At 58.5% G+C, this 14,671-nt stretch carries 11 protein-coding genes; 7 read left to right on the forward strand and 4 right to left on the reverse strand.

The window, feature by feature from the left end; genetic code table 11:
* Positions 1–312: 312 nt before the first annotated feature.
* The 6 genes from CKW31_RS00620 to yccS all read left to right on the forward strand — a co-directional run bounded on the left by CKW31_RS00620 (position 313) and on the right by yccS (position 10,102).
* Positions 313–1,755, forward strand: coding sequence for a TldD/PmbA family protein (locus CKW31_RS00620; protein ID WP_095092424.1), 1,443 nt, complete (start codon positions 313–315; stop codon positions 1,753–1,755).
* Positions 1,755–3,080 carry a TldD/PmbA family protein gene (locus CKW31_RS00625; protein WP_095092425.1) on the forward strand — a complete coding sequence of 442 codons (1,326 nt, stop codon included), beginning with the start codon at positions 1,755–1,757 and terminating at the stop codon, positions 3,078–3,080. Before CKW31_RS00620 ends, CKW31_RS00625 begins: the two co-directional genes overlap by 1 nt.
* 266 nt (positions 3,081–3,346) lie before the next feature.
* Entirely contained in the window at positions 3,347–4,756 is a 1,410-nt protein-coding gene (mdtD, locus tag CKW31_RS00630) for a multidrug transporter subunit MdtD (RefSeq protein WP_095092426.1), read from the forward strand.
* 202 nt (positions 4,757–4,958) lie between these two features.
* Positions 4,959–6,338, forward strand: coding sequence for an ATP-dependent RNA helicase DbpA (gene dbpA, locus CKW31_RS00635; RefSeq protein WP_095092427.1), 1,380 nt, complete (start codon positions 4,959–4,961; stop codon positions 6,336–6,338).
* Positions 6,339–6,490: 152 nt separating this feature from the next.
* Complete coding sequence (locus CKW31_RS00640) at positions 6,491–7,669, forward strand: NAD(P)/FAD-dependent oxidoreductase (RefSeq protein ID WP_095092428.1); 1,179 nt, start codon at positions 6,491–6,493, stop codon at positions 7,667–7,669.
* Positions 7,670–7,900: 231 nt separating this feature from the next.
* On the forward strand, positions 7,901–10,102 hold the full coding sequence (gene yccS, locus CKW31_RS00645; protein WP_095092429.1) for a YccS family putative transporter: 2,202 nt from the start codon (positions 7,901–7,903) through the stop codon (positions 10,100–10,102).
* Here yccS and CKW31_RS00650 read toward each other — a convergent pair.
* A complete protein-coding gene (locus CKW31_RS00650; protein WP_095092430.1) occupies positions 10,083–10,820 on the reverse strand; it encodes an ABC transporter substrate-binding protein in 738 nt (245 codons plus the stop codon). The genes yccS and CKW31_RS00650 overlap by 20 nt on opposite strands.
* A gap of 262 nt (positions 10,821–11,082) precedes the next feature.
* On the opposite strand from CKW31_RS00650, the gene CKW31_RS00655 reads away from it, so the two are divergent.
* The gene (locus CKW31_RS00655; RefSeq protein WP_095092431.1) at positions 11,083–11,541 is read left to right on the forward strand and encodes a GNAT family N-acetyltransferase; all 459 of its coding nucleotides are present in this window, start codon (positions 11,083–11,085) and stop codon (positions 11,539–11,541) included.
* Positions 11,542–11,546: 5 nt separating this feature from the next.
* Here CKW31_RS00655 and CKW31_RS00660 read toward each other — a convergent pair whose 3' ends face one another.
* The 3 genes from CKW31_RS00660 to CKW31_RS00670 all read right to left on the reverse strand — a co-directional run bounded on the left by CKW31_RS00660 (position 11,547) and on the right by CKW31_RS00670 (position 14,645).
* Positions 11,547–11,843, reverse strand: coding sequence for a helix-turn-helix domain-containing protein (locus CKW31_RS00660; protein WP_095092432.1), 297 nt, complete (start codon positions 11,841–11,843; stop codon positions 11,547–11,549).
* A 129-nt stretch (positions 11,844–11,972) separates the two neighbouring features.
* On the reverse strand, positions 11,973–12,479 hold the full coding sequence (locus CKW31_RS00665) for a M48 family metallopeptidase (protein ID WP_095092433.1): 507 nt from the start codon (positions 12,477–12,479) through the stop codon (positions 11,973–11,975).
* 39 nt (positions 12,480–12,518) lie between these two features.
* Complete coding sequence (locus CKW31_RS00670; protein WP_176469752.1) at positions 12,519–14,645, reverse strand: bifunctional diguanylate cyclase/phosphodiesterase; 2,127 nt, start codon at positions 14,643–14,645, stop codon at positions 12,519–12,521.
* Positions 14,646–14,671: the final 26 nt, after the last annotated feature.

Consider the following 14,671-nt stretch of genomic DNA (forward strand, 5'->3'; position numbering starts at 1 on the left):
TTCAGCCGGGAAGAGGCCGGTACAGACGATGAATCTTCATCCGCAGAAATGCCGCCTTCCCGGCTAAAGCCGGTCCCACGTCGTCGCATTAGCTTGCGGGCAAACATAGAATCTCCCACATAGATCGCATTCCTCTCGGGAGCCGCGCTTGATCCCGACATGGCCACAGGCCTAATCTAGCGCCATCCTGCATTGTGCGGCTCGCGGCTGAAGCCGCTCCTACGACGAATGCAGAGCCCGTAGGAGCGGCTTCAGCCGCGAGCCGCAACAACGCCCAAATCCCCTGCTTCACCCGAACAAGGATGATTCTGCATGTTCGATTTCTCCGCTCAGCTCCAGCAGCGGTTTACCGCCTTGCAGAGCCGTGCCCAGTTCTTCTCCCTGCGTTATGTCCGTCAAACCAGCCAGCATCTTTGCGTGCGCAAGAACGTCGCCGAACCGCCGCACTTGAGCACCGATGAAGGCGCGATGCTGACCGTGCGCCTCAATGGCGTCGAAGCGTACGCGGCGACGCGGGATATTTCCCAACGGGGTCTGCAAGCCGCGCTGGAACAGGCCGAAGCCCACGCCCGCAGGCTCGCCCCTCACGCACTGCTGAACCTCAGCGATCAACCCGTTGCGACCGCGCAGGCTGACTACCTGTCGCCACATTTGCAGGACGCCTTCCCGCCCCTGAGCGATTGCCTCCAGCTGTTACTCAGCGAATCCAGTGCCGTGCCCAAAGACGAACGGCTGGTGAACTGGCAAGTCACGCTGGGGCTGGAAAACGTCGAGCAGATTTACCTGAATAACGCGGGCGCACAGATTCGTCGGGCGCAGCGTTTTGTCTATCCGGGCATGACCGTCACCGCCTATGACGGCAGTGACAGCCAGACCCGCAGCCTGGGCCGGGACAACTTCGGCCAGCAGGGCGGCGCGGAAGTGATCAGCAGTTGCGGACTGGTGGGCGCTGCAAACAAAGTTGCCGACCAGGCCTTGCAACTGATCATGGCGCCGAACACGCCGAACGGCCCTCGCGACCTGCTGTTGACGCCGGACCAGATGATCCTGCAAATCCATGAGTCCATTGGCCACCCACTGGAGCTGGATCGCATCCTCGGTGACGAGCGCAACTACGCCGGTACCAGTTTTGTGAAGGCCAGCGATTTCGGTCATCTGCAATACGGTTCCGAATTGCTCAACGTGACCTTCAACCCGGACATTCCTGAGCAACTGGCGAGCTACAGCCACGACGATGACGGCACGCCCGCCAGCAAGCAGTTCCTGATTCGCAACGGTTTGCTGGAACGTCCTCTGGGCGGTGCACTGTCGCAATACCGCGCTGATCTGCCCGGCGTCGCCAACAGCCGCGCCTGTAACTGGAACCGTCCACCGATTGATCGCATGGCCAATCTCAACATCGAGCCGGGGGATAAGTCCCTCGATCAGTTGATTGGCGGCATCGAACATGGCGTGCTGATGTCCACCAACCGCTCGTGGTCCATCGATGATGCCCGCAACAAATTCCAGTTCGGCTGCGAATGGGGACAGTTGATCGAAAACGGTGAACTCAAAGGCGTGGTGAAGAACCCGAACTACCGGGCGATTTCCGCGCAGTTCTGGAAAAACCTCAGCGCCGTGGGCGACGCCAGTACCTTCAAAGTGTTGGGTACGCCTAACTGCGGTAAAGGCGAACCCAATCAAGTGGTGCGCGTAGGTCATGCCTCGCCCGCCTGCGTGTTCAAGCAAGTCGATGTATTCGGAGGGGATGCCTGATGTCGCATCAACAGCAGTTTCAGGCACTGGTCGCCGCACTCAACGGTACAATCAGCGATCAAGAGCGTTTCACTCTTGCCTACAACGCCGAAGAGTCGGACTTCGTTCGTTTCAATCACGCCAAGGTGCGTCAGGTTGGCCATGTGCAGCAGGCCAGCGTGACCCTCAAGCTGATCGACAACGAGCGCCATGCGGACTTGCAGCTGACCCTCAGCGGCGACGGCGAGGTGGATCGTCAGCGTTTGAGCGAGGCCTTGGAGCAACTGCGAGAAACGGTAGCGCTGTTGCCGAAAGACCCGTACCTCAAACCCAACACCGAAGCGTGGCAGAACACAAACATTCAAGACTTGCCCTTGCCGGACAGCGAACATGTGGTCGGGCAAATTGCTGAGCTTGGCGAAGGGCTGGATCTGGTTGGTTTCTATGCCGCCGGACCTTTATATCGAGGCTTCGCCAGCTCGTGGGGCGCGTTTGGCTGGCATGAAGCCAATAGCTTCAATTTCGACTGGAGTCTGTTTCACGAGAACGGTCAGGCGGTCAAAGCCAACTATGCCGGGCACGACTGGAGTGACGACGGTTTCGCACGTCGTTTCGAGCTGGCTCGCGAACAACTGGAGTTTCTCGGCAAGCCGCTGAAAACCCTCGCGCCGGGTCAATACCGTGCGTATCTGGCCCCGGCCGCGATGGATGAAATTATCGGCATGCTGTGCTGGGGCGGATTCTCGGCCCAGTCGCTGGCGAACAAGACCAGCCCATTGCAACGACTGTACAGCGGTGATGCTCAGTTCAGTCCTCTGGTGAGCCTCGACGAGCAGGTCAGCGGTTCACTGTCGCCAGCATTTTCCGGTGAAGGCTATCCACGTCGGGATCTGGCGTTGATCCGTGAAGGTAAAGGCGGTGAACAGTTGGTGGGGTCTGCCAGTGCTGCGGAGTATGGCTTGGCCGCAAACGGCGCTGAGCCTTGGGAAGCGCCGAACTCCTTGAGCATGGCGGCGGGTAGCCTGGAGCTGGAGCAGATTTTGGAGAAGATCGGCACGGGTCTGTACATCGGAAACCTGTGGTACTTGAACTACTCAGACCAGACCGCCGCGCGCCTGACCGGCATGACCCGCTTCGCGACGTTCTGGGTGGAAAACGGCAAGATCCAGGCCCCGGTCAGCACCATGCGTTTCGACGACAGCGCCTACAGCCTGCTGGGCAGCGCGCTGGAAGATTTGACCAAAGAGCGGGAACTGATCCTGTCCACAAGTACCTATAGTGAGCGCCAGACAGCTTCGAGCCAGTTGCCGGGTGCGTTAATCAGCAAGTTGACGTTGACACTGTAAGGACCGCTGAAAAAATCACGGTGAAATGATGCTTTTGTGGGAGCACAGGTTTTGCGGGCGATGACGTGGGACCGGCTTTAGCCGGGAAGAGGCCAGTACATCCATTGCACTTTTGTGATCAGGAATGCAGCTTTCCCGGCTAAAGCCGGTCCCACGTCAGCTATGCGCAGCCGTAGAATCTCCCACAGAAGATATCGACCGGCCGGGGAGGCGCTCCACAGGATATCAACCAGCCTCAGGATCGCTTTCGACAACAGAGGACCCACATGCCGACCACCACACCGCTTCTGGATGAAAAAACCCTTCGCTGGCTGCCTTGGGTGGTCGCTATCGCGTTCTTCATGCAGAGCCTGGACGGCACGATTCTCAGTACTGCGCTGCCTTCCATGGCCCGCTCACTGGCGGAAGATCCGCTGCGCATGCAATCGGTGGTCATCGCTTACATGCTGACCATCGCCCTGCTGATCCCGGCTTCAGGCTGGATCGCCGACCGGTTTGGCATCAAGCAGATTTTCTTTAGCGCGATCCTGCTGTTCAGTTTTGGCTCGTTGCTCTGCGCTATCTCCAACTCGCTGGGTATGCTGGTCGGCGCACGGATCGTTCAAGGTCTGGGCGGAGCGCTGATGCTGCCCATAGGACGATTGATCGTACTGCGCGCCTACCCGCGCTCGGAGCTGGTGCGCATCATGAGCTTCATCACCCTCCCCGGCCTGCTGGGTCCATTGATGGGCCCGACCATGGGCGGCTGGATGGTTGAATACCTGAGCTGGCACTGGATCTTCCTGATCAATATTCCGGTGGGCATCCTCGGTTGCTGGGCGGTGCATCATTTCATCCCGAACCTGGCCGGTGGCGGCCGCACAAAATTCGACGGTATAGGCTTCGCGCTGTTTGGCGCATCGATGGTGCTGATCACGATTGCCCTGGAAGGCCTGGGCGAATTGCATTTGCCGCATTTGCGCGTGGTGCTGTTGCTGTTCGCAGGCTTTGGTTGTCTGGCAGCGTATTGGCTGCGCGCCGGGCACGTGGAGTCGCCACTCTTCTCGCCCTCACTGTTTCGCACCCGTACCTTCGCGGTCGGCATTCTCGGCAATCTGTTCGCCCGACTCGGCAGCGGAGCACTGCCGTTTCTCATGCCCCTGTTGCTGCAAGTGGCGCTGGGTTATTCGCCGTCACAGGCGGGGATGAGCATGTTGCCGCTGGCCGCTGCCGCGATGTTCGCCAAGTCGGTGGCCCGCTGGCTGATCGAGCGGCTTGGTTATCGAATGATCCTCACTGGCAACACGTTGATGCTGGGTATTCTGCTGTCGAGCATCGCACTGATAGACGCACAGACACCGTACTGGTTACTGCTGGTGCATCTGGGTCTTTTGGGGGCGGTGAACTCGTTGCAATTCACCGCAATGAACACCGTCACCCTGATCGACCTGGATGACGCCAGCGCCGCCAGCGGCAACAGCCTGCTGTCGGTGGTGGCACAATTGTCTCTGAGCTTCGGTGTGGCGTGCGCGGCCGCGCTGCTGGGCGGATTTACCGAACAAGTGTCGACCGGCGAAGTCAGCAGCGTGCTGGGCGCATTTCAGCTGACGTTCTTGACGGTGGGTGTGATGGCGATGCTGGCGGCGGGGATATTTCTGCAGTTGCCGTCTAGAGAAGCGAAACCGGCGGCGAATTGAAATACATTCCATGTGGGAGCGGTGCTTGCCCGCGATAAGGTTTAGGTGATCTACCTGCAGAATCGAGATGTCCTTATCGCGGGCAAGCACCGCTCCCACAGGGTTCATTCCAACCTGCGCACCCATGCCACCCAGCGGGAGTGCGCCTGATGGCTCTGTGACCTGATACACTGCGCGACATTTTGTTTTGCAGGCTCTTACCGTGACTAACACCGCTTTCAATACTTTGCCCCTGTCCGCCCCCATGTTGGCTAACCTGGAGTCCCTTGGTTATGCCGAAATGACGCCGATTCAGGCGCAGAGCCTGCCGGTGATTCTCAAGGGTATGGACCTGATCGCTCAGGCCAAGACCGGTAGCGGCAAGACCGCAGCGTTCGGTATCGGTCTGCTCAACCCGATCAACCCGCGCTACTTCGGCTGTCAGGCGCTGGTGCTGTGCCCGACCCGCGAACTGGCTGACCAGGTCGCCAAGGAAATCCGTCGCCTGGCCCGTTCGGAAGACAACATCAAGGTCCTGACCCTGTGTGGCGGCGTGCCGTTTGGCCCGCAGATCGGCTCGCTGGAGCACGGCGCTCACATCATCGTTGGCACCCCAGGTCGCATTCAGCAGCATTTGCGCAAAGGCTCGCTGGTGCTGGATGGCTTGAACACGCTGATCCTCGACGAAGCCGACCGCATGCTGGACATGGGCTTCTACGACGCCATTGCCGACATCATCGAGCAGACTCCCAAAAAGCGTCAGACCCTGCTGTTCTCCGCCACTTACCCGGTGGGCATCAAGCAGTTGTCGTCCAAGTTCATGCGCGACCCGCAGACCGTGAAGGTTGAAGCGCTGCATGCTGACAGCCAGATCGAACAGATTTTCTACGAAATCTCCCCGGAAGACCGTCTCGACGCCGTCGTGAAAGTCCTCGGTCATTTCCGTCCGCAATCCTGCGTTGCGTTCTGCTTCACCAAGCAGCAGTGCCAGGAAGTGGTCGACCACCTGACCGCCAAGGGTATTTCCGCCGTCGGCCTGCATGGCGACCTGGAACAGCGTGACCGTGATCAAGTGCTGGCGATGTTTGCCAACCGCAGCACTTCGGTACTGGTTGCCACCGACGTTGCAGCCCGTGGTCTGGACATCGATGCGCTGGACATGGTGATCAACGTCGAGCTGGCCCGGGATTCGGAAATGCACATTCACCGCGTCGGCCGTACTGGCCGCGCCGGTGAAAAAGGTGTTGCGGTCAGCCTCGTCGCGCCCTCGGAAAGCCAGCGCGCCCGCGCCATTGAAGAACTCCAGAAAGCTTCGCTGCGCTGGGAACAGCTCGACAACCTGAAGAACGCTGGCGGTTCGCAGTTGATCCCGACCATGAGCACGCTGTGCATCGGTTCCGGTCGTAAAGACAAATTGCGTCCGGGCGACATTCTCGGTGCACTGACGGGCGAAGCCGGTATTCCGGGCGCTCAGGTAGGCAAGATCGCGATCTTTGATTTCCAGGCCTATGTGGCCGTTGAGCGCAGCGTCGCCAAGCAAGCGCTGGAGCGCTTGAATAACGGCAAGATCAAAGGCAAATCGCTGCGCGTGCGGATTTTGTAAGATCCAAGCCAAATGCAGAACCTGTGGGAGCGGTGCTTGCCCGCGATAGGGCTGGACGCGGTTCACTTTAGAATCGCGGTGTTCTTATCGTCGGAATGCCGCCCAGACCAAGCACCGCTCCCACATAAGAAATCATCCCCGAGGACATCGCTTTGCCCGTTACTGACGTTGTGATCATTGGCGCTGGCGCCGCAGGTTTGATGTGCGCGCTGACCGCTGCTGGCCGTGGCCGCAAAGTGATGCTGATCGATCACGCCAACAAGCCCGGCAAGAAGATCCTCATGTCCGGCGGCGGGCGTTGCAATTTCACCAATATGTACACCGAGCCGAGCAACTTCCTCTCGCAGAACCCGCACTTCTGCAAGTCGGCGCTGGCGCGTTATACCCAGTGGGATTTCATTGGTCTGGTGGGTAAACACGGCGTGCCGTACCACGAGAAAAAACTCGGGCAATTGTTCTGCGACAACAAGTCCAGCGACATCCTCGAGATGCTCCTCGACGAATGCAGACAGGCCGGTGCCAGCCTGCACATGGACACGTCCGTGCAGCAGATCGAAAAAACCGAAACCGGTTACATGCTGACCACGACTCTGGGCAACATCAGCTGCGAATCGCTGGTCATCGCCACGGGCGGTTTGTCTATTCCGACACTGGGCGCGACCGGTTTTGGTTATCAGGTGGGCAAGCAGTTCGGTCACACCTTGCTGCCGACGCGCGCCGGGCTGGTGCCGTTCACCATCACCGATCAGCTCAAAGAGCTGTGTACCGAGCTGTCCGGTACGTCGGTGGATTGTCTGGTCAGCTGCAACGACACGAGTTTCCGCGAGAACATTCTGTTCACCCACCGCGGCCTCAGTGGCCCGGCGATTCTGCAGATTTCTTCGTTCTGGCATCCTGGCGACGCTGTGGAAATCAACCTGCTGCCTGACCACGACGTGCCGAGCTGGCTCAACGAGCAACAAGCCGAACGGCCCAACAGCGAACTGAAGACCCTGCTAGGGGAGATCTTCACCAAGAAAATGGCCAACCTGATTGCCGAGCAGTGGTTTGTGTCCAAACCGATGAAGCAATACACCCATGCCGAACTGGCCGACATCGCCACAAAGCTGGCGTCGTGGCAGGTCGTACCGGCAGGCACTGAAGGCTATCGCACCGCAGAGGTAACACTGGGGGGCATCGACACGCGGGAAGTGTCCTCCAAGACAATGGAATCCCTGAAATCACCGGGGCTGTATTTTGTCGGTGAAGTGCTGGACGTCAGCGGGCATCTGGGCGGCTTCAATTTCCAGTGGGCGTGGGCCTCGGGGTATGCGGCTGCGCAGTTTGTTTGATCTGGAATGCAGAGCCCTTTGTGGGAGCGGTGCTTGCCCGCGATAAGGGCGGCGCGGTCTGAGAGATAAATCGCGGTGTTCTTATCGCGGGCAAGCACCGCTCCCACAGGATTTGAGCTCCGCCTTCAAAATCTGTATCTATCGAATAAATCTCGCCAACCGGATGTACAGATGCAGCTCAGGCCTGTACATATCCACTTCAGCATTGATCAAACGTGAAACAGCTCTTTTATGGCATCGAAATCTCTTCGTCATACCTTCCGCCGTCTGTGGGCGCTGGATAAGTTCAGTTACAGCGTTCGCGTTTTCATTGCGCTGACCGGCAGCATGGCGCTGTGTTGGTACCAGAATGAAATGGGGCTGCTGATTCCGCTGTTTCTCGGGATTATCGCCTGCGCCCTCGCCGAAACCGATGATAGTTGGCAAGGCCGTCTCAACGCGCTGGCGGTGACGCTGGTGTGTTTCAGCATCGCCGCCATGGCCGTGGAGCTTTTGTTCCCCTACCCGTGGATCTTCGCCATATCACTGGCGATTGCCAGTTTTGCGCTGACCATGCTCGGCGCGCTGGGCGAACGCTATAGCGCGATTGCTTACGGCACTCTGATTCTCTCGGTTTACACCATGATTGGCGTCGATCAGCGTGGCGGTGAGGTGCTGGACTTCTGGCACGAGCCGATGCTGCTGGTAGCAGGCGCTGCGTGGTACGGCTTGCTGTCGGTGTTGTGGCAAATGCTGTTTTCCAACCAGCCGGTGCAACAGGCGCTGGCGCGGCTGTTTCGCGAACTGGGCCAGTACCTGAAGTTGAAGTCGAGCCTGTTCGAGCCGATTCGCCAACTGGATGTTGAAGCGCGCCGTCTGGAACTGGCCCAGCAAAACGGTCGGGTCGTTGCGGCCCTGAACGCCACCAAGGAAATCATTCTGCACCGGGTTGGCAACGGTCGGCCCGGTTCGAAAGTCAGCCGCTACCTGAAGCTGTACTTCATTGCTCAGGATATCCACGAGCGCGCCAGTTCATCGCACTACCCTTACAACTCACTGGCCGAAGCCTTCTTCCACAGCGACGTGCTGTTCCGCTGTCAGCGCCTGCTGCGTCAGCAAGGTTCGGCCTGTCAGGCCTTGTCAGAGTCGATCCAGCTGCGCCAGCCGTTCGTGTACAACGACAGCTTCGCGTTTGCGATGGAAGACTTGCGCGCCTCGCTGGAACACCTGCGTATTCAGAGCAACCCGGCATGGCGCGGCCTGCTGCGCTCGTTGCGGGCTTTGGCGAACAACCTGGAAACCCTGGATCGGCTGCTCAGCGATGCCAGTAACCCGGACGCTCTGGCTGACGCTACTGACAGCTCGCTGCTGGACCGCTCGCCGCGTACGTTCAAGGACGCCTGGACCCGACTGCGTTTGCAGATGACCCCGACTTCGCTGTTGTTCCGCCACGCGTTGCGCTTGCCGCTGGCGTTGACCGTCGGCTATGCGATGGTGCATTTGATTCATCCGTCGCAAGGCTACTGGATCATCCTCACTACGGTATTTGTCTGCCAGCCGAGTTACGGCGCAACCCGCCGCAAGCTGGGCCAGCGCATCATCGGCACGGCGATTGGCCTGACCATCGGCTGGGCGCTGTTTGATCTGGTCACCAGCCCGATTCTGCAATCGATGTGTGCGGTACTGGCGGGCGTGGTGTTCTTCGTCAATCGCACCACGCGCTACACATTGTCCACCGCAGCCATCACCATTATGGTGTTGTTCTGCTTCAATCAGGTCGGCGACGGCTATGGGCTGTTCCTGCCACGCCTGTTCGATACCCTGCTGGGCAGCCTGATCGCAGGGCTCGCGGTGTTCCTTTTCCTGCCGGACTGGCAAGGTCGAAGGCTGAACAAAGTGCTGGCCAATACCCTGACCTGCAACAGCATTTATCTGCGCCAGATCATGCAGCAATACGCCAAAGGCAAGAGCGACGACCTGGCTTATCGCCTGGCCCGGCGTAACGCCCACAACGCTGACGCAGCGCTGTCCACAACGCTGGCCAACATGCTGATGGAACCCGGCCATTTCCGTAAGGAAGCAGACGTGGGCTTCCGCTTTCTGGTGCTCTCCCACACCTTGCTGAGCTATCTGTCAGGGCTGGGCGCGCATCGCGAGACGCAACTGCCAGCCGAGGTCCACGAACAGCTCATCAATGGCGCGGGTACGACACTGGCGGCGAGTATCGATGAGATCGCCCAGGGCCTCGCCGAGAAGCAGCACGTGGCGATTCACAGCGACACCGAAGAGGCGCTGGCCACTGAGCTGGAGCAAATGCCTGACGAACTGGATGAAAGTCAGCGTCTGGTGCAGACCCAACTGGCGCTGATCTGCCGTCAACTGGGGCCGCTGCGGACCCTGGCGGCGCACTTTATCAAGGCGCCGGAGCCTGTCACTACAGACCGTGTCGCTTGAAGATTTCTGCGTAACTGCCGTCAGCTTTCATGGCGGCAATTTCCCGGTTGAAATCAGCAACGATCACCTGGTGTTTCGGGTTCTTGAGACTGACCAGAATATGCAGGTTGTTCTCGCTCAGTGATTTAGGCAAGAACTCCAGCTTGTCGCGGACACTCTTGGGCTCAGCAGCCAGATAGTAACGAGCGACGAATTCATCCTCCACGGCTAGATCAACACGTCCCGCCACGACCATGTGCAGCGCCACGGAAAAGTTGTTCACCGGCACCTTTTCCAGCAGGTCGTCGTTATCGAATTCGGCGGAATAGCTGTAGCCTCTGACAACCGCAATGGGCCGCTCGTACAACTGGCTTAGATCCTGAAACTGAACGCTGGAGCGGGTGCGTTTGAGAAAGCGGACGCGATTAACCAAGTACTCTTCCGAGAAGTAACCAATGCGGGTGCGATCGTCACTGAACCAGGCATTGATCAGCACGTCGTAACGCCCCTCCTCGACTCCGAGTAACGCTCGCGCCCACGGCACCTGTTCATACTCGGTGCTGTATCCGGCACGCTGCAATGCGGTGCTGACCAGATCACTGGCCAGGCCATTATTGAGTAATGAAGCGTCCGTGAACGGCGGCCAGGAATCGGCCACCAATCGCACTCTCTCTTCTGCGCTGGCCTGCGCCATCAACAGCAATCCCAGCAAAGCAATGGCTCGAAGCACACACGACATGCTTATATCCCTGAGACGGGCGACGCCCGGATGATTACAGCCAACGCCCGGAAAATCGGTGATGGCATGTAGCCTCATTGAAGCTGCATAAAGCCCTTTTCACAACTCACACATCGATGACATTACGTGCAGCGCACGGCAAAACCGTAGAAGGGTTATCGGCAACCCGCACAAAACATTCACACGCATTCATGCAGGGTTCATTGGGTATCTGACCGGATGAGTTAGTATTCGCTCAACGTTTCTTCACCGAGTCAGTGACATGCCTATCAACTGGATCTGCAAACACCACACCGATCTGAGCAAGGAGCAGCTTTACGCCATCCTGCAATTGCGCGCGGAGGTGTTCGTGGTTGAGCAGCAATGCGTTTATCTGGATGTGGACGGCCAGGATCTGATGGGGGATACCTGCCATTTGATGGCTTGGCAGGAAGACAGGCTGGTTGCCTATTTGCGCTTGCTCGACCCTATCCAGCAAGGCGGCGACGTGACCATTGGCCGCGTTGTGACCGCCCCCTCGATACGCAGCCGTGGCATTGGCCATGAGCTGATGGAACAGGCACTGGAAAACGCAGAGAAAACCTGGCCCGATCAGCCGATCTATCTGTCAGCTCAGGCGCACTTGCAGGGCTATTACGCTCGATACGGCTTCGAGCCAGTGGGCGATGTGTATCTGGAAGACGAAATCCCCCACATCGGTATGCGTCGCGATCTGGAGTAAAGCGCTCAGGGGTAATCGAGCACGGCCTTGATCTGTGCCAGATTGCCGGCAATCCAGTTCTTGTCGATCGCGCCCCAATCACGAATCCGGTATTGCCCGGCGTGATTACGAGCGCCATCGAGCTGCTCGAACTCACACTCGATATCCAGATCCGCCAACGCAGCAATCGTGTCCTGCGCGGTTCGCCGTGGCATGCCGGTCACGTCGACCAATGCCGGGACGTTGCTGGCCAGTTCGCTGTCGATCAGATACGCCACGTATAGGCGACGGTAGAAACTGGATTTGGTTTTGCTGACGTCCATCGTTAGGAATCCTCACTGAGGTCGTGGGACCGGCTTTAGCCGGGAAGGCGGTATTTTTGCAGATGAAGATTCAGCGCCTGTCCGGGCCTCTTCCCGGCTAAAGCCGGTCCCACGTCGGTATAGAAGCTTCTACTGCATATCCCGCCACGTCAGATAAACCCGCAGATCGAACTCCAACTGGTGATAGCCGGGCTGCATGTGCTCGCACAGTTTGTAGAACGCCTTGTTGTGGTCTGATTCCTTGAAGTGTGCCAGCTCGTGTACGACGATCATCTTCAGGAACTCCGGTGGCGCTTCCTTGAAGAGCGAGGCAACACGGATTTCCTTCTTGGCTTTGAGTTTTCCGCCCTGCACCCGTGAAATCGTCGTGTGTAGACCCAATGCGCGATGGGTCAGATCGAGACGGTTATCGAACAGCACTTTGTCGATGTTCGGCGCATTGCGCAGGTATTCCTGCTTGAGCCCTAACGCGTAAGCGTACAACGCCTTGTCACTTTGCACGTCATGACGTTCAGGGTAGCGCTGCTGCAGGTAGTCGCCCAGCTTGTTCATGGCGATGAGCTGCCGGACCTGATCCTGAAGAGCAACCGGATAGGCCTGAAGATATTTAAGAGGAACAGTCGCCGAGGCAGTCATGAGCCGTAACGTAGAGTGAAAGGCGCCAGTGTACAGAACTCATTGTTGTTTTAGGCTCTCCCAGTCAAACACTTTCGGAAAGCTCAATGCCTCGTCGGCCAACATCGGGCGCGCCACCAGATAGCCCTGAATCAACTGGCAACCGTTGTCGGCCAGCCACTCGTATTGCTCAAGGGTCTCGACACCTTCGGCGATCACCAGCACGTTCAGGTTGCGACACAGATCAATGATGCTGCGCGCCACCGCGGTATCACGCGGCGTGGTGAGCATACCGGCGATGAAATGCCGGTCGATCTTCAGGGTGTCGATGTCCAGATTGCGCAAATGAGTCAGTGAACACTCGCCCACACCGAAATCATCCAGCGCAACGCTCACGCCGATGTCATGCAAGTGTCGGATCTGATTACGGCTGTGCGTCAGGTTATTTACCAGCGACGCCTCGGTGAGCTCCACCTCCAACTGACCAGGTTTGAGGTCATAGCGTTGCATGGCGCGGCGCAGCTCGGCAGCAAGGTTAGGCATGCAAAACTGGGTGGGGCTGACACTGATACTCAGCACCAGGTCGTCGTCAAAAACATCAATGCAGCGGCCACGATGTTCGGCCCCCTGTTCGAAGATCCACCCGCCCAGCTTGTTGATCAGGCGAGTCTCTTCAAGCAGAGGAATGAACACGCCCGGCGGTACATCACCGGCGCTTGGATGCTGCCAGCGCAACAATGCCTCGAAACCTCGCAACTTCCCATCGGCAATGGAGACCTGCGGTTGATAAACCATGGAGAAATCGTGGCCATCGATGGCGGTGCGCACGCTGTCTTCAAGCATCAGCCTGGAACGGGCGCGGCCGTTCATTTCCTGATCATAGAAACGATATTGCTGACGACCTGCGCGCTTGGCCTCGTACATGGCGATATCCGCCGCACGCAGCAGCCCGTCAAGATTGGAGCCGCAGTCCGGGTAGGTCGCGATGCCGATACTGGCACCCAGCGTGACGTCCAGGCCATCGATCTGCCTGCGTATCGAAACTCGCTCGATAAGCTTCTCTGCCACTTTGGCGGCCTGTTCGGGGAAGTCCAGACCGTCGATAACCACGGTGAATTCATCGCCGCCCATGCGGGCAAGAACGTCGTAGGGCCGCATACAGTCTTTGAGTTGCTGCGACACCCAAAGCAGCACCTGATCTCCGGCGTCGTGGCCAAGGGAATCGTTGACCCGCTTGAAACCGTCCAGATCCAGATACAGCAGCACCAGAAACCGGCCCGCCTGCTCACGCAGCAACAAACCCTCCACCGCCTGATAGAAGCCGCGTCGGTTAAGCAAACCGGTCAACGCATCGGTAACGGCTTGCTGTTCCAATTGCTGATAAAGATTGCGCACCACCGACATGTCCAGAATGCTGAACACCATGGATTTCTGTTCGACCGGCAATGGCGCGCAGGACAACGCCACCGGCAGTTGCCGACCCTCACTGGTCCGCAGGACCGCGTCGTGCAGGCGATAGATTTCAGCATTGCGGTAATGACGATAGAAGCCGGACTGCGCCCAATCGACAACATCCGGCTCAATCAGGTAATCAATCACGCGGGTACCGCTCAACGTCTCGGCGCTGGCACCCAACAGGCGGCAGATTGCGGGGTTGGCGAAATTGATCAGACCGGCCTCGTTGACGACCAGAATGCCCTCGTCGATGTTATCCAGCACGGAGGCGTTGAAGGCTCTGGCCGCTTCCAGTTCTCGGGAGATTCGCTGCAGGGCGCGCTGGTTCTGCTGCTGCTCCAGCAACACCTGAACCTTGGGTCTGAGGACATTGGGATCGAACGGCTTGAACAGATAGTCGATCGCGCCACTGGCATAGCCGCGATGCACCGCATCCTGAGATTGCTCGTTGGCGGTCAGGAAAATAATCGGGGTCAGCCGCGTTCGCTGGCTGCCGCGCATCAAGCGAGCAACCTCGAAACCATCCATACCCGGCATCTGGACATCGAGCAGCACCAGATCGACTTCGCGCTCCAGGAGCACCGTCAATGCCTCGATCCCCGAGCTTGCCGTGATGATGCACCAGTCCTGCCTTTGCAGGACCGCACGCATGGTCACCAGGTTCTCTGGATAGTCATCCACCACCAACAAAACAGAACAGCCATCACCCGGCTTGGTTTGCGCGCATTCCATGCAACTTCTCTTATGTGGCACGACAT

Source organism: Pseudomonas sp. Irchel 3A5 (assembly GCF_900187575.1).
Taxonomy (GTDB): domain Bacteria; phylum Pseudomonadota; class Gammaproteobacteria; order Pseudomonadales; family Pseudomonadaceae; genus Aquipseudomonas; species Aquipseudomonas folii.

Excerpts from the sequence above, each read along its gene's own strand:
- CKW31_RS00620 (WP_095092424.1), top strand. The coding sequence starts at position 313 with ATGTTCGATTTCTCCGCTCAGCTCCAGCAGCGGTTTACCGCCTTGCAG.
- mdtD (WP_095092426.1), top strand. The coding sequence starts at position 3,347 with ATGCCGACCACCACACCGCTTCTGGATGAAAAAACCCTTCGCTGGCTG.
- CKW31_RS00625 (WP_095092425.1), top strand. The coding sequence starts at position 1,755 with ATGTCGCATCAACAGCAGTTTCAGGCACTGGTCGCCGCACTCAACGGT.
- CKW31_RS00650 (WP_095092430.1), bottom strand. The coding sequence starts at position 10,820 with ATGTCGTGTGTGCTTCGAGCCATTGCTTTGCTGGGATTGCTGTTGATG.
- CKW31_RS00670 (WP_176469752.1), bottom strand. The coding sequence starts at position 14,645 with ATGGAATGCGCGCAAACCAAGCCGGGTGATGGCTGTTCTGTTTTGTTG.
- CKW31_RS00660 (WP_095092432.1), bottom strand. The coding sequence starts at position 11,843 with ATGGACGTCAGCAAAACCAAATCCAGTTTCTACCGTCGCCTATACGTG.
- CKW31_RS00665 (WP_095092433.1), bottom strand. The coding sequence starts at position 12,479 with ATGACTGCCTCGGCGACTGTTCCTCTTAAATATCTTCAGGCCTATCCG.
- CKW31_RS00655 (WP_095092431.1), top strand. The coding sequence starts at position 11,083 with ATGCCTATCAACTGGATCTGCAAACACCACACCGATCTGAGCAAGGAG.
- yccS (WP_095092429.1), top strand. The coding sequence starts at position 7,901 with ATGGCATCGAAATCTCTTCGTCATACCTTCCGCCGTCTGTGGGCGCTG.